14 protein-coding genes are annotated in these 15,615 nt (G+C 53.9%); 2 read left to right on the top strand and 12 right to left on the bottom strand.

Going from position 1 to position 15,615, the window contains the following annotated elements:
- Nucleotides 1–707: 707 nt before the first annotated feature.
- The gene (locus VFO10_RS25010) at nucleotides 708–1,184 is read left to right on the top strand and encodes a response regulator (RefSeq protein ID WP_325144732.1); all 477 of its coding nucleotides are present in this window, start codon (nucleotides 708–710) and stop codon (nucleotides 1,182–1,184) included.
- Between the two features lie 144 nt (nucleotides 1,185–1,328).
- Nucleotides 1,329–3,461: an ATP-binding response regulator gene (locus VFO10_RS25015; RefSeq protein ID WP_325144733.1), complete on the top strand. Its 2,133-nt coding sequence runs from the start codon at nucleotides 1,329–1,331 to the stop codon at nucleotides 3,459–3,461.
- A gap of 6 nt (nucleotides 3,462–3,467) precedes the next feature.
- Here VFO10_RS25015 and VFO10_RS25020 read toward each other — a convergent pair whose 3' ends face one another.
- The 12 genes from VFO10_RS25020 to VFO10_RS25075 form a co-directional block, all read right to left on the bottom strand.
- Entirely contained in the window at nucleotides 3,468–4,070 is a 603-nt protein-coding gene (locus VFO10_RS25020) for an NAD(P)H-dependent oxidoreductase (protein ID WP_325144734.1), read from the bottom strand.
- Nucleotides 4,071–4,133: 63 nt separating this feature from the next.
- On the bottom strand, nucleotides 4,134–5,498 hold the full coding sequence (locus tag VFO10_RS25025; RefSeq protein ID WP_325144735.1) for a hypothetical protein: 1,365 nt from the start codon (nucleotides 5,496–5,498) through the stop codon (nucleotides 4,134–4,136).
- A gap of 30 nt (nucleotides 5,499–5,528) precedes the next feature.
- Nucleotides 5,529–5,960, bottom strand: coding sequence for a hypothetical protein (locus tag VFO10_RS25030; protein WP_325144736.1), 432 nt, complete (start codon nucleotides 5,958–5,960; stop codon nucleotides 5,529–5,531).
- A 204-nt stretch (nucleotides 5,961–6,164) separates the two neighbouring features.
- Complete coding sequence (locus tag VFO10_RS25035) at nucleotides 6,165–6,548, bottom strand: RidA family protein (protein WP_325144737.1); 384 nt, start codon at nucleotides 6,546–6,548, stop codon at nucleotides 6,165–6,167.
- 15 nt (nucleotides 6,549–6,563) lie between these two features.
- Nucleotides 6,564–7,517 (bottom strand): hypothetical protein, encoded by a 954-nt coding sequence (locus tag VFO10_RS25040; RefSeq protein WP_325144738.1) that lies wholly within the window; start codon nucleotides 7,515–7,517, stop codon nucleotides 6,564–6,566.
- A 4-nt stretch (nucleotides 7,518–7,521) separates the two neighbouring features.
- Nucleotides 7,522–9,327: an aspartate--tRNA ligase gene (aspS, locus tag VFO10_RS25045; RefSeq protein ID WP_325144739.1), complete on the bottom strand. Its 1,806-nt coding sequence runs from the start codon at nucleotides 9,325–9,327 to the stop codon at nucleotides 7,522–7,524.
- 252 nt (nucleotides 9,328–9,579) lie between these two features.
- Nucleotides 9,580–10,338, bottom strand: coding sequence for a phosphate ABC transporter ATP-binding protein PstB (pstB, locus tag VFO10_RS25050; RefSeq protein ID WP_325144740.1), 759 nt, complete (start codon nucleotides 10,336–10,338; stop codon nucleotides 9,580–9,582).
- Nucleotides 10,335–11,216, bottom strand: a complete 882-nt coding sequence (gene pstA / locus VFO10_RS25055) for a phosphate ABC transporter permease PstA (RefSeq protein ID WP_414697045.1) — start codon at nucleotides 11,214–11,216, stop codon at nucleotides 10,335–10,337. The genes pstB and pstA overlap by 4 nt, the downstream gene beginning before the upstream one ends.
- A 62-nt stretch (nucleotides 11,217–11,278) precedes the next feature.
- Nucleotides 11,279–12,190 carry a phosphate ABC transporter permease subunit PstC gene (pstC, locus tag VFO10_RS25060; protein ID WP_325144742.1) on the bottom strand — a complete coding sequence of 304 codons (912 nt, stop codon included), beginning with the start codon at nucleotides 12,188–12,190 and terminating at the stop codon, nucleotides 11,279–11,281.
- A gap of 21 nt (nucleotides 12,191–12,211) precedes the next feature.
- Nucleotides 12,212–13,159 (bottom strand): PstS family phosphate ABC transporter substrate-binding protein, encoded by a 948-nt coding sequence (locus VFO10_RS25065; protein ID WP_325144743.1) that lies wholly within the window; start codon nucleotides 13,157–13,159, stop codon nucleotides 12,212–12,214.
- A gap of 303 nt (nucleotides 13,160–13,462) precedes the next feature.
- Nucleotides 13,463–14,887 carry a sensor histidine kinase gene (locus tag VFO10_RS25070; protein WP_325144744.1) on the bottom strand — a complete coding sequence of 475 codons (1,425 nt, stop codon included), beginning with the start codon at nucleotides 14,885–14,887 and terminating at the stop codon, nucleotides 13,463–13,465.
- The gene (locus VFO10_RS25075; protein WP_325144745.1) at nucleotides 14,884–15,576 is read right to left on the bottom strand and encodes a response regulator transcription factor; all 693 of its coding nucleotides are present in this window, start codon (nucleotides 15,574–15,576) and stop codon (nucleotides 14,884–14,886) included. Before VFO10_RS25075 ends, VFO10_RS25070 begins: the two co-directional genes overlap by 4 nt.
- Nucleotides 15,577–15,615: the final 39 nt, after the last annotated feature.

Raw genomic sequence — 15,615 nt, forward strand, 5'->3', positions numbered from 1 at the left:
GAAAGCGGAGCCCTAAGCAAGCTTCCCGTATAGCCTATTTTCCATAAGCTCGTCAAAATAGAAATAGGCTGAGGCCGGCGTCTTAGCGGGTTTTGACCGGGTTTCGGAGCCCCATTTTTACGAAATTTCGGCGAAAAATCTTTTGTATGTCAATATGACAATGCGAGACTTCGCAGAACACCCTTTTCGATTAATCGGCAGGTGTCCAGTTCGATTTTCCGTGCATCGCTGCTGCGGTAAGCCCCGAAGCCTTGTCCGCCATGGCTTGCCGGTGCATAGCAAGAGCCTTCGCAGGATCACGCGTGCGTCGGGCGCATCCCGATTTTTCACGCAGTGATTCCCGATATTTTTCGCTGAATGATACTTCAGCAGTTGAAAAGAATTTTAAGGACAATTAAAAAGAATTCTGCGAAAATCTTTATCCTCAGTTTGGTTTTTTCCTCTAAAACCCTTATTTTTAAGTAAGATTTGGCAATCAACATTGCTTCAGCACCGGAAGTGATAAATCATCGCGGCAGCATTGCTTTGTTCATGATGATCAAACCCTGGCTGAGACGGTTCCTGTGAACCTGAGTGACTCAGCCGCTTCTCCGGTGGATCTTCAACGATCAAACAAATGAAACGAAGATCTAAGCGACCAAGCTCCATCCAAGGCAGCGGCCCTTGCGTAAAGAGTTATCAGCAGATTTCCAGGAAAGGAAGAGCGTATGGTAACAAATAACAAAAGCCAAGGAATGGTTCACGAACCAAAAACGCATGCACCTCTTGCTGATGGAACCCAACATAATCCCAAGATCCTCCTGATCGACGATGATCCCGTTTTCATCGCCGTCATGAAGCGTTGGGCCATGATGGAAAAAGTTCAGCTGGAGTCTTATGTGAGCCTCGACGAGATGGGCTTCATCGGACTCTTCTCGAATTACGATGTCGCCATACTCGACTATGATCTGGGCTACACCACAGGCATCGAAATTGCACGCTGCACGGATGCGCTCTTGCATCACATGCCGATTGTGATCGTAAGCGCGAAAGATCGAAGCCAGGAGTGTGCGGATGCCCCGACGTGTGTGAAAGCGGTTCTGCAAAAATCGAAAGGCTATAGCCATATCCTCAATGTGGCCACGAATCTATGTCGCTCGAATTCGGAAAACCGATTGCGCGAATTGCGTCGTATGGTCAATTAAAACAGTGTTTTCTTTGAGGATTGGACAGAGAGATAGGATGCAAACGTCCGTCGCAGCCGCGAGGCGCGGCCGAGTCTGCAGCCCGCCAGCTCGGGAACACATCATTCTCCTGGACAACTTCATCAAGCAGGGGAGTGAAAGACTGTGAAAACGTCAGCCGATCATGCGGTTAGCCAGGAAGTGGCCGAGGAGCGCAAGCACGCCGAGTCCATGATTCTTGTGCTCGTATGGTTGCTTTTGGAATTCGGACAGCAGCAAAGTGGACCGACCATGCCCCTTTGGAAGGGATCCTTTACCTTCTTCCTGGCCTGGCTGTTCCTGACCACCCGTTCCACATCCGTCCTTCGTTGGCTTGGGTTGCCTATTGTTTCGTTCCTGGTGTGGTTTCCAACATCCATCAGCAGCGCTTTGATCCAGGCCACAGTGCTGGGGGGACTCTTCCTGCTCTTCAGCCGCTGGCATGGTCGCGATTGGAAGCTCAATACCCGCAGCATTATGAAGGCCCTGGGCCTGACCCTGCTCCTGAGCGTTTTGCGCGTGGGTTTGAATCAGATCCTTCTGCTCGAATATCCGCTCGTGACTTCGGATGTATCTCATCTCTTGTGGAACGGACTGCCAGCTGTGGTATTGCACGCCACGGATCTCTTGGCCACGATCCCGTTTTATATCATGTGTCTGATTCCCCTTCTGCTCGTGCCGTTTCATGCTGATCAGGAAAAAGTCGCGGATGGCCCTGTGCGCGCAGTCTTTTCCTGGAAAGGCGCTGCTCTCGGCGGCATGGTCCTGGTTTTTTGGGGCCTTAAGCTGGCTCACCAGCCAATTCCATTTTCTTCACCCTGGCTGTGGATCGTCGGGCTCCTTTTGGCGAGTTGGGCGGGCATGCGCGGTGTGGTGACCGCAATCTATGGCGCTTACATCATGAACTTCGTGGAATTCCGCGATGCCCAGGACCTTTACAACCGGGTCTGGCAACTCATGGGCCTTGCGGCTCTGACGACAGGCTTCGCGCAGCTCTCGCTGCGGGAAAAGATAAGGATCAAAAACGAGAACACCCAGCTCGAAAATCAGCGCAAGAATCTGCAGGAAAAACTTTTCGCCGAAGAGCGGCAGCATCAGATGCTGAAAGCGCGCGTGGATTCGAGTCAAAGATTGGTGCTGCGTTCGATTCAGGAGCTGCACGCGCACCTTACGCCGGTCGTGCTTTCATCCAAGCTCCTCAGCCAGCAGGAGAACGCCGAGACGGAAGGCATCGTGCGCATTCTGCAAAGCTCGGCGGACAAGCAGATGCAGGTGCTGCAAAGCCTTCAGGATGCGATTCAGATGCCGGGTCAGGGCATGCAGGGGCCGGCCGAAAGAGTCGTTCTGGAAAATCTTTTCAATCAGCTGCTACCGAATATTTCCGAGGTGGCTGCAGCCCGTTCTGTAACGGTGACACTCGGCAATATCGCGTCCCAGGTCGCGGTGCAGAGCTGGCCTTTCGCGCTGCAGGAATCCATGGAGCATCTTCTGCGGCATCTGATTCTTTTTGGTGACCCTGAATCCCAGATCCTGATTCGGGTTTACGCACAGCCGCAAAAAGTTCATCTGCAGTTCCGTCATTCCAATTACACCAACCGCCAGGGGGTCCTTGCTGGATTGGTGGATGGGAATTTGATGTCGAAGGAAGCTCTGGCTTTGGCGGTGAACTTTGATGTCGGTCTTTATACGGCCTGCCGCCTTCTCGAGAGCATGGGCGGTCAGCTGTCCATTTTTGAAAAAGCCGCCCAGCATCATCTGACCTTTGCCATTCAGCTGCCGGCCGCACAGGAAGAGGACGTGATGGTCGAGGCCGCGGCTCCTGCCCCAGCGCCGGTGCCGGACGAGGTGGAAGTCGAAGAGGAACTGCCCAAGCCGCAGCTGGTGGCGATCGACGGACGTCTGCCGCCGCGTCGCCTGCTTTTGGTTGAAGATGATAAGATGACCCAGGAACTCCTGCAGTCGATATTGAAAAATACCGGCATCGAGGTCAGGTCGCACGGCAATGCGCAGGAAGCCTATGAATCCTTCTGCAGCTTCCGGCCCGATGTCGTGATCGCCGATCTTGGGCTGCCGGATTCCAACGGTTTTGAGCTGATGAAGCGCCTGCGCAGCGTGGCGAAGTATGATTTCTATGCCATCGCCTTTTCCGCGAACAACCACCGCAACGTGCTCAAAACCGCTCTATCTGCAGGCTTTGATTCCTTCCTGCCGAAGCCTTTGGCCATCCATGACCTTTGCCGGGCTCTCAGGATCGCGTGAGCCTGTTCACATGCCGTTCGGAAAAGTTTTGTGATCAATGACTCCGCTCGATCGAATCTCCTTCATGCACTTGCCGTAAGCCTGAAGGAGATTCAGGCAATAATCGAGGCGCAGGCGCAGATATTTATCATCCTCGCTCGCGGGCGTTTCGCCATTGAACATCTTCTCGACATCACGAATGATGAAATGCTCCGGCAGATAAAGCAGGCGCGTGTTTTTATAGGATGAAATGCGGAGTTCATTCACGGGATAGGCGCCGCCGCGCGAGCTGCTGACCGCGACGATCAGGGCCGGTTTGTGACCGAGCTCCTGATGCGAGCAGAGCAAAAAGAAGTTTTTCACGGCCGGGGGAACCATGCCGCTCCATTCGGGAACGACGAAGACAAAGGCATCGCTGCTCTGCAGTTCGGCTTTGATGGGATTCCAGATTTTCCAAGTGGGGGCATCCTCCCAGATGCTTTCATCCCACAGCGGCAAGGGATTATTTTCCAGGCTCAGATAATAGGTCGACACTCCCGCCTTGGCTCGCAGGTTCGCATCAATAAAACGCGCGATCTTTCCACTTTGGGATTGCTTGCGGGAACTGCCGTTGAGGATGGTAATTTTCAAGGGTTGGTCCTCCTGGGGGGTAAAGTCGGTTTTGCGCCGACTATAAACCCTCTTCCGGGGGGATTACCAACTCTTTATGATCAAATGGGGGCGGGCGCTTTTCCAGCTGATTTGACCCGAAGAGACGGGAGCCACTTCCTCGGGGGAAACGAGTTCCTCGGGGAAAGGACCGTTATACTGGATCACGCTGTATTGGTAGTCACCAGTTGGCAGACGGAGTTTCTTGGACTGGCCATTGGAGATTTGAAATTCCATCTCGCTGGCCACGCTGGAGCGCACGTAAATGTTTGCATCCCGGTAGGCATTCACAAGTCCGGGAGACGCGGCGCAGGTTGAGCTGCCCTTGCTCTGCACCATTTCCAGTTCCATCGCGATCAGCTGGCTTTCCGTCTGTTCCGAGAAGAGCGGATGCCAGACGCAAGGCAAGGACGAGTTGGGCTGGTCGGCAGAGGAGATGTAAGGAGTTTCGATCGGCTGCAGCGTGACGAGGTAACCCTTGGCCATGCTTTGATCGCGAGGAATGCTGAGGGTGAAGAGACCCACGAGGCTCGCATCTTCGATACGGTGCGAGAGAGCCTGGATTTCCTGAGCGGCTTCCTGAATGGCGACCAGAGCCGCATCGCGATCCCGATTCTTGCCCTGGCAGACTTTGTCCTGCCAGAGTTTGGAACGGAAGCTGAGAGGCAGTTCATTGGGCAGGGAGAAACGCATGATCCGGCAAACCTTGTCGAGTTCCGTGCGTTTTTCCGGGCGTTCGAAAGCCTCGAGCAGCTGCGTGGTCAAAGTCAGACGACGGATCAGAAGATAAGGCTGATGATTCCACTTCGTCGTCATGTTGCGTTTGATTGTTTCGAGCGAAGCGAAAATTTCCGCATCCGAAGGCCGTGGGAGTTGGCAAACGAGGCCTTTTTCCTCGGTCCATTCGAAGTTGCAGTCCGGGGCCAGAAGCTTCAGAGGCTGCAGGATTTCGCGCGCGCCCGGGGATTCCCGACCGAAGGTGATCGAGGATTCCTCGTGATGCTCACAGAGGAGCGCCGAAGCGAGTTCATTCGGCAGATGATCGTATTTCAGGGTATAGCGCTGCGGATGAACCTTGATATCAAGCTCATTGCCCTTCTTGTTCACAAGCTTCGTGTAGTCGATATCAAAGCGGTGCTGACCGAGGACCGACGTCATGAAAATGGACCACTGCTGCGGGAAACCATTCTCGCAACTTTCACGGTCGTATTCACCGATATAGACGTTGGCATTCGTCGAGGATTTCAAATAGATCTTCACGCTTGAGCTGAAGTTGGTCTTCTGCTCAGGCGAAGCATTTCCATTGGCATTGGGTTGCGGATCCAAAAGGTACTGGCAGCCCCAGAGAAGGGCGAAGAGGCCACCGAGTCCAGCGGTAAAGCGCATCCGTGATCGAGAGCGACGGCTCATACGACTCCATATCTGATTTCAAGGTCGCAATTAGAATGTGGAAACTTTCTGTACAGCCAGATCCACAGCTTCATTGAACCCGCCGAGAGAAGGATTCGAGGATTCCACAGACCATGACAGAGGCTGACACAGCTGCAAAACCTTGCGGGATACCACGTAACCTTCTTCATTCTCGGTGATCAGGTGAATATCCTTTGGACCAAATTTTCGACTGGTCTGATTTTTCGCCCAAAGGTAGAGCGAGGGGCTGGTGACGAATTCCCGGCTCAGACGAACAGTTTCAAAGCTGGCTTTGGCGGCCAAAGGAAAGCCGTCCTGCGCAAACTTATCAATACCTTCAATATTATCAAAGGGGCCGTAATCCACCCCGTCGATTTCAACATAAGTCGTGAGCACGGGCGGCTTGAGGGCTGCCTTGATGGAATTCACTCCCAGCAAGACAAAAAGACTCAACGCGCTCATACCTACGGCTGCTCGTTTCAGCAGTGTTGCCCTGCGGTCCATTGGACTCCCAGTACCATAAGATCTGAATTGATGGATTCACTAACAGCATAGCATAGCAACCTGGGTTTTACCTCCCATGTGACGCATTTTTTTGGAAATAAAATCCAAAACTGCGCTTAAGGTAAAACCAAAGCCCGCGAACAGGATTTTCCAAGGCAATCGCTATATCTGACAGGCAATCGCATCAATCTCGACACCGACTCCGCGGGGGAGTTTGGCGACCTGGACTGTTGCTCGTGCCGGATAGGGCTTGCTTAGGTAACTTGCGTATACCTCGTTTACTTTGGCGAAATTTTCCAAATTCTGCAAATAAATTGTCGTGCGGATAACTCCCGACCAACCACTTCCCGCCGCCTGCAGAACCGCCTGGAGATTTTTCATCACCTGGTGGGTTTGCTCTTCGATGGATCCGTCCAGGATTTCACCCGTGCTTGGATTGAGCGGAATCTGTCCCGAGCAGTACACAAGCCCGCCGTGTATGACGGCCTGTGAATATGGTCCTATCGCCGCTGGGGCGTCCTTGGTTTCAACATTCTTGAGAGTCATCACGCCATCCCCTTGTCAGTGGTGCGCTTGCATGTGTTCGTCGTAAACGCTCTGCAGGTCCTGCAGAACATTCGCCGGTATGTCGGGCGATCGAGACGCCTTGCTGATCAGCGTTGCCGCCTCAGCTTCCTTGTTCATGGCCAGAAACGCCTGGGCCGCATGCGCATAGAGCTTCCAGTGAACTTTCTTCTTCTCGATGTGCTCAATGCGGTAGACCAGTTGCGGGATCTTTTCGAATTGCTGTGCTAACCCAAGCGCTGCGGTGTACTCAATTAAGAAATCGTCATCGCGAGCGCCGGCGTTGAAAGCCTCTTCCAAAAGCTCCGCCTTGAGCAGACGATCCGTGGGATCGATGATCTCGGCCGCCAAAGACAGACCAGCAAAGGAGTTCGTCTCCATCGCTTTCGAGCGAAGCCGCTCACCAGCGCTTGCTCTATCCTCATGAAGATAGATCGATGCGGCCAATTCCCAAAGCCGGAAATTGTTGGGATCAATACCCAGGCCGCTATCGATCAATTCGAGAGCTTCACTGTCGCGTTCTTGCGAAAAGGCGATGCTCGCCAGGTTCACGTAGGGAGCCAGTTCCTGAGGCACAAGGGCCTTGGCCTGGTTCATCACGACCGCGCCTTCATCGAGTTCACCGATCATCATGAGCGAAGAACCCAGGGCGAGGCACGCGCGGAAATCGGTGTCGATCGCGAACCCGGGCGCGTGTTCGGTCAAGGCAACAACGACCTGGGGCAAACCCATGGAGGTCAGCTCTTCCATAAGATCGACAAAGAGGTCCTGATTGGCGACAGGTTTCTCGCGCACGACCTGCATGAGAAAATCCTGAAAAGCCGCCATGGTTCTTTCATCTGGCCGTGGTGAGCGATCGCCCGTGTATTCCTCATCACTGACGCCCAGGTAGGAGCGCAGTTGAGGGCCCATAGGATAATGATTCCAAAGTTCAAGACGAGCGTCGCTCATCGCTTTACTCCAAAGTTAGCTTTTGCACGCGAATGTGCAGATTGCGCAATTCATCGGCTGTGACTTCGCTTGGTGCTTCGGTCATCAGGTCCGTGGCTTTGTTGGTTTTTGGGAACGGAATGACGTCGCGAATGGAATCCGAGCCGGTCAAGAGCATGACCAGTCGATCCAGGCCGAAAGCCATACCACCATGGGGTGGAGCGCCGTACCGCAGAGCTTCCAGGAGGAAGCCGAATTTGGCCTGAGCTTCTTCCGGCGTCAAGCCCAGCAGAGCGAAAATCTTCGCCTGCAGCTCTTGATTGTGAATCCGGATGGAGCCACCTGCGACTTCGTTGCCGTTCAGCACAAGGTCATAGGCTTTGGCCTTCACCTTCTCGGGCGCGGTTTCCAGAAGATGGAGGTCTTCGTCGCGCGGCGAGGTAAAGGGATGGTGACAGGCGATCAGTCGACCGCTCTCAGGATCGCGTTCGAAGGATGGGAAGTCGAGCACCCACAGGAAGTTGAACTGCTTCGGGTTATACAGTTTCAAACGCTTGCCCAGCTCAAGGCGCAAAGCCGAGAGCGCGGCCTTGGTCGTCCGGTAGTCACCGGCTGCGATCAGAATCAAGTCCTGTGCGGTTGCGCCGAGCTGCTTATTGATGCTGTCGACGACATCATCACCCAGGAATTTGGCGATCGGCGACTGCCAGCTTTCCTGACCCTTGCCGTCCTTCACCTTGGCCCAGGCCAATCCACCCGAGCCGTATTGTTTGACGAGTTCCTGGAGTTCATCGAGGTCTTTACGGCTGAATGTTTCCGCCTGGCCTTTGAGATGCAAGGCGTTGACGATGCCGCCCGTGCTGACCGCATTGATGAAGACTTTGAATTCCGTTTTCTGAACCAGAGGGGTCAGGTTTTGGAGTTTCAATTCAAAACGCGTGTCGGGTTTGTCGTTACCATAGAATTCCATGGCGTCGTCATAGGCCATGCGCGGCAGGGGAGTCGGCACTTTCACGCCGGACGCTTTTTCCCAGGCGCGGCTGATGACGCGTTCCATCGTATTCAGGACCTGCTCACGATCGACGAAGGACATCTCAAGGTCGACCTGGGAGAACTCAGGCTGACGGTCCGCACGCAAGTCTTCATCGCGGAAGCATTTGACGACCTGGTAGTAGCGGTCGAAGCCCGAGATCATCAGCACCTGCTTGAAGAGCTGAGGACTTTGCGGCAAGGCATAAAATTTTCCGGCATGAACGCGCGACGGTACAAGGAACTCGCGTGCGCCCTCCGGCGTGGATTTGTAGAGGTATGGGGTTTCGATATCGAGGAAGTTTTCATCCTCGAGCGCGCGGCGCATTTCACGCACGAATTGAATGCGGGTCAGGATGTTGTGCTTCAGAGTCGGACGGCGCAAATCCAGATAGCGGTGCTTGAGGCGCAGCGTTTCACTGGCTTCCGTCAGGTCCTGGATCTGGAAGGGCAGAGGTTCGCTCGGGTTCAGAAGCTTGGCTTCGTCGACCAGAACTTCGATCGCACCGGTGGCGACTTTTTGATTGATCATGCCTTCGGGGCGCTTGTTCACCACGCCTTTGACGGCGAGCACGAATTCATTGCGCAGCTTTTCGCCGACGTCCAATATTTTGCTGGTACGGGCGGGATCAAGCACAACCTGGGTGATGCCGAAGCGATCGCGCAAATCGATGAAGATAAGATTACCGTGATCGCGGCGGGTCTGCACCCAGCCCATCAGGGTCACTGTTTGTCCATGGTGCTGCGCTGTTAATTCACCGAGATTATGGCTGCGATGCCAACCGTCCAATTGTGTGCTCATGGTCCACTCTCAATGCTTTAGGGGGAGTCAATTCGGCTTGCGGTGGGTGAGGCGCCCGAAGACCTTCACAGCCCATGGCGGCGAAGACTTCCAAAGCCAAATAAAGTGCTAATGTAGCATCGGCTGCCGCGGTCCACCATAAGATAAAGAAAAGTTGAAGGGGTCCGTGTCCTCAGAGTTTGAGTCTGGGTATGGGAAAGAAAACAAGTTGGTTGGGTCGGCAACTGGCCGGGAACGGGTCCCGGCGCTTTATCAGCCAAAACGGCCGACGATGTAATCGCGAGTCAGCTTTTCTTCGGGGTTCGAGAAGATCTTCGAGGTCCCGTCAAATTCGATGAGGTCACCGTTGTACATGAAGGCCGTGTATTCGGAGACGCGGGCGGCCTGCTGCATGTTATGGGTTACGATGACGATGGTGTAATTCTTTTTGAGTTCGTGGATCAGGTCCTCGATCGCGAGCGTGGACGCGGGGTCGAGGGCGGAGCAGGGTTCGTCCATCAGGATGACTTCGGGATCCATGGCGATGGCGCGGGCGATGCAAAGGCGCTGCTGCTGGCCGCCGGAAAGGGCGAGGCCACTGTCATTCAGCTTGTCTTTGACTTCATCCCAAAGCGCCGCCTTGCGCAGACAGGATTCGACGAGTTCATCCAGATTCCCCTGGTAGCCGTTGATTTGCGGACCCCAGGTGATGTTTTTGGCGATCGAGCTGGTGAAGGGGTTGGGCTTTTGAAAGACCATGCCCACACGACGACGGAATTCGGTGACTTCCATCTGGGATTTATAGATGTCCGTGCCCTCGAAAAGGACTTCGCCTTCATGACGGAAGATATCAATAAAGTCATTCATGCGGTTGAACGTCCGGAGCAGCGTGCTCTTGCCGCAACCCGACGGACCGATCAAGGCCGTGACTGTTCTTTTTGGAACTTTGACGCTGACGTTGCGAACGACCTTTTTCTGGCCGTAATAAACGTTCAAATTCCTGGTTTCCAGAATCGGACTGCCGAAGCTCATTTCTTGGCTCCCCACTTGGAACGAATGAAGATGGCTGCTGAGTTGCAAATCAGCAGGAAGATCAAAAGAACGATGATGCCAGCAGCGGCCAGTTCATGGAACGCCTGCTGCGGACGCGAGGTCCAGTTGTAGATCTGAATGGGCAGCGCAGTGAAACCATCAAACAGTCCTGAGGGAACGAAAGCCACATATGTCAAAGCTCCCAGAAGAATCAAAGGAGCGGCTTCACCCATGGCCCGCGCCATCGCCAGAATCACGCCGGTCGCGATTCCCGGAACGGCCGCAGGAAGAACATGATCACGAACGGTTTGCCAGCGGGTCGCACCCAGGGCAAAGGCCGCCATGCGAATGGAATCCGGCACGCTTTTCAAAGCCTCGCGCGAAGCGATGATAATGACCGGCATCACCAAAAGGCTCATGGTCAAGGCGCCGGCCAATACCGAGCGACCGAGGGCCATGAAGCGAACAAAGACGCCCAGACCCAGCATGCCGTAGATAATCGACGGAACGCCGGCCAGTGTTGCAATGGAAAGTTCAATGACCTGGCTCATGCGATTCTTGTTGGCCAGCTCCTGCAGATAAACCGCAGCACCGACTCCAAAGAGAACCGAGAAGAAGAGGGTGAGAGCGCCAAGCCACATGCTGCCGGCGATCGCGGATTTTATCCCGGCTTTGGACGCAAAACGCGAAGGAAAGCTGGTAAGAAAATCCCAGCTCAAACTCCCGGCTCCATCTCTCGTCACACTGGCAATCAGATAAACCAGGACGAGCAAAGCCATGATGGTGGCCACAAGGATCGTTGTTGTGAAAATACGTTCCTTCAGGCGTCGTCGTTCGGTATTAACCTTAAAGACGCTGCGATTCTCCCGATCGGGCATGAGGCCTTCCTGTCCAGGAATAACTTTATTTTTGACGCCGCCCATAGCGCTTGGCATCTCGGTCATTCATACTTCCTTGCGTAGCGTTTGACAATGAATTGCGACAAAAGATTCATGGCCAGTGTCATCAAAAAGAGGACAAGACCGACAGCAAAGATGGACTGATATTCAAGGGAACCATGGGCCACATCGCCAAGACTCACCTGCGCGATATAGGCCGTCATGGCCTGCACGCCTTCAAAGGGGTTCAAGGTCATATTAGGTGTACCGCCGGCAGCCAGCGTTACGGCCATGGTTTCGCCAATGGCGCGGGAGAAGGCCAGAATAAAGGAGGCAAGGATACCGCTCAAGGCTGAGGGAACAACGATGCTGATGATCACTTCGGATTTACGTGCGCCCAGAGCGTAGGCTCCGTCTTTAACCGTCTTTGGGACAGCGCGAAGGGAGTCATCACAAATCGAGGCAATGGTCGGAAGGACCATGATGGCAATCACGATCGAGGCGCTGGCCGCGTTGAAGACTTCGACGTCGTCGAAAAGGGCCTGCAGCAGCGGAGTGATCTGAGTGATCGCGAAATAACCGTAGACCACAGAGGGGATGCCGGCGAGGATTTCCAGCACCGGCTTCAGAATCTTCTGCCACCAACCCTGAGCATACTGCGAGGTGTAGATCGCAATGCCAAGGCCGATGGGCAGCGCAAAAATCAAGGCCCCGAAAGCGATCAGCATGGTGCCGCTGATCAGGGGCAAAACCCCGAAACTCCGCGGCTCGAAGAGTGGGGCCCACTCGGTCGAGCCGAAGAATTCAAACAGGGAAATGTGACTGAAGAACTGGACCGACTCTTCCATCAGAATGAAAATGATGCCAAGAGTCGTCAGAATCGATATCGATGCGCAGACGAGCAGCGCTTTGACGACGAGTTTTTCACGAAATTTCTGAAAGTTACTAACCTTGGCCCATGGGCGACTCGTCACGCTGCTCTCCTCGCGATGGAATTAGTGGGTCTGCTTTGCGGGACCGCCAGTCGCGGCTTCGAACTTCTTCAAAGTGTCGGTATAGACAGCTTCTTTCAAAGGCACATAACCCACTTCCTTGGAAAGGGTCGCCGCGTTTTTCAGAAGGAAGCTGACGAAGGCCTTCACTTCAGGGCGCTGCTGAGCGGCCTTGTTATTCACATAGACCACAAGAGGACGGGACAGGGGATAGCTGCCGTCTTCGATGGTCTTGGGGCTGGGCACGACAGCGGTTTTGTCTTTGGCCAGAGCCAGGACATTCATCGCCTTCTGGTTTTCTTCGTAGTAAGCAAAGCCGAAATAGGCCATGGCATACTTGTCTTTGGTTACGCCGGTGACGAGAACGTTGTCGTCTTCGCTCGCCACATAATCATTGCGCGAGAGACGTGCGGTACCCATGACGTGCTCAGTGAAGAAATCGAAGGTCCCCGAATCGGCGCCAGGGCCGTAGAGCTTGATCTTCTCGGCTGGCCAGGCGGGATTGATATCCTTCCAGGTTTGCACCTTGCTGCCGGGCTGCCAGATTTCTTTCAATTGAGCCAGAGTCAGCTGGGTGGCCCATTTGTTGGCTGGGTTCACAACCACGGAAATACCGTCCGATGCGAGCGGCAGTTCCATGTACTCGACCTTGTTGTCCTGAGCTTTCTTGGCTTCTTCAGGCTTCATTTTGCGGGAGGCATTGGCGATATCAATTTCGCCCGTGCTGAATTTTTTAAAGCCGCCGCCTGTTCCGGAAAGACCCACAGTCACGCGAACGTTGGGATAGAGTTTTTGGAATTCTTCTGCAGCAGCCTCCGCAATGGGAAACACCGTGCTCGAACCGTCCAGCTTGACTTCGCCTTTCAGGTTCTTGTCGCCTTTATCCGCGGCAAATCCGTGACAACCCATGGCGAAAACAGCCAAACTTAACATGAGGTTGCGTGCTTTCATGCTTTACTCCCAGATTGGTGAAAATCTTTAACGTGCAGCGACTACATACAAGAGATTTGTAAAATTAAGATAAAGGCACAGAAAAACTGTCTTGATTGTCATCTCAGGCAATCCGGTCAGTTTAATTCCCCCCTTATCTGTAGCTGTGGCAGCATGACAGATGATGTTTAGCGGTTGGCGGTTTTATACCTACAAAGAGTGAAATCATAAAGAGAAAAATGGTGAAAGCACTGACAGCCAGACGCTGGGGGAGGAAAGCCTACAGCTGTGAGCAGGCTTCCGTGGAATTCACGTGGAAACCCGCTAAATTGCTGGCAAACGGACAGTGAACGTGGAGCCGCGTCCAATGTCACTATCGACAGTTATCATGCCTTGGATCTGAATCACGAGATGTTTGACGATAGCGAGGCCCAAGCCTGTTCCGCCTTCATTCCGTGATCGCGCCGTATCGACACGATAAAACCGTTCAAAGATCCGAGGCTGGTCCTGTCGGGCTATGCCGACCCCGTTATCCCTTACAGATAGATCTATGAAGCCTTTCTCGCGACGGAGAACGATCTGAATATGCCCTTTCGAAGGCGTGTAGTTGATGGCGTTTTGCAGAAGGTTCTCAAGGATATGCGACATCGGCTTGCGACTGCCTTTGACGATCAGGTCCTGGTCGTCAATCAGCGTTTCCAGAACGATTTCCTTGCTGTTGACCTTGATCTGCTGCCGGGCGATCGCTTCCTGGACGATAGGGCGCCAGTCGACGTTTTCGAGTTCCACCGCGCCTTCATTGGCCTCGATGGTCGCAAGGCTCAATAGATCGCTCACAAGGCTGATCATGCGTTCGGCATTGTTATTGATGATGCGAAGAAAGCGCATGTTGTTGGCTTTGTCCTCCAGCGCGCCTTCCAAAAGCGTATCGACATAACCCTTGATCGAGGTCAGAGGTGTTTTGAGTTCGTGGGAAATATTGGACGAAAATTCGCGGCGGATCTGCTCCATTTTTTCCCGCCGGCTGATGTTGGCCTGGACCGCGGCGGCCAGGCGATTGATCGCTTCGCCCAGGGTGCCGAGTTCATTATTGGGCAGGCGCCGAATCCGGGCCGCATAGTTGCCAAGACTGATGGCGCCCGCGACCTTGGTCATTTCGGAAACGGGATCCGTGATCCGACGCACGATCACAAGAGCCACGAGGAGTGAGAGCACCATGCCCATGGAGGCGCCGATGCCGATGGCTGAAAAGATATCAGCGACGCGATCTTCGAGGTTCCTGATGGGAACTCCCAGGCGAATGAAAAGCGTGCCCTTGGGGGTATGAACTTTTTTCGCTGTGTAAAGAGTCTGCGAAGCTTTCGTTACGCTGTAGCGCTTCGCAAGGCCCACTTCGTTCCGCGCGGCTTCCTTCACTTCCGGACGATTCCGATGAATCTCGTTGGCCTTCACTTCGCTGACTTCCGATTCCAGCAGGATTTCGCCCGCTTCATCCAAAACAGTGAGCCGGGTCTTGGTTTCCTGGGCCATGTTCACCAGAAGTTTTATGCTCTCCGGTTCACGCCAGGTGGTGCCATCGGCAAAATAGGATTCGAAGAGCACCAGTTTCTCCTGGAGCCCTTCGATCGCGTTCTCTTCGATGAAAGACTGGGTTTTAAGAACGAGGAGATAGCTCACCACGAACGTGGTGAAGCCGATGATCAGACAGAAGGACAAAAAGTTCTTCCAAAAAAACTTGGAGCGGATCATTGCAATTCCCGGAATTTATATCCAAGGCCACGCACGGTCTGAATCAGGTCACGGGATTCGCCGAGCTTTTTCCGGATCGCGCGTACGTGCACATCGATGTTGCGATCGATGAGAACGCCTTCGCCACCTGTCACGGCATCCAGCAGACGATCGCGCGACAGGACGATTCCCGGACGGGCGACGAGCGCTTCGAAAAGACGGAATTCCGCGAGGGTCATGGGCACATGATGACCTGCGACCTTGACCTGAAAGCGGGCCTTGTCCACCTCGACTTCGCCCTGACGCACGACTTCGCCGGGACTGCGCTCGGCGTCCGGAGATTTCTGGGTCCGAAGCCGGGTATAGATGCGGGCGATCAGTTCCTTCACGCCGAAGGGCTTGATCATGTAATCATCGGCACCGACGCCAAGGCCGAAGACGATATCCGTTTCCTCGCCTTTGGCCGTCAGCATGATGATGGGCACGCTGCGCTTTTCAGGGATTTCACGAATTTTTTTGCAAACCTCGATGCCGTTCAGATGAGGCAGCATGAGATCAAGAACGATAATGTCGGTTTTCTTGCTAAGAGCCTTTTCGAGTCCATCCTGACCATCGGAGCAGGTGGTGACATCAAAGCCTTCGCGGGACAGATTGTAATTCAGAAGTTCTCGAATATCCGGATCGTCCTCGATGACAAGAATGTTCTTCATGGATCTTCCTTATGGCTTCTTCTCTCAATGATCTGCGAC

This window comes from Oligoflexus sp. (assembly GCF_035712445.1).
Lineage (GTDB): Bacteria > Bdellovibrionota_B > Oligoflexia > Oligoflexales > Oligoflexaceae > Oligoflexus.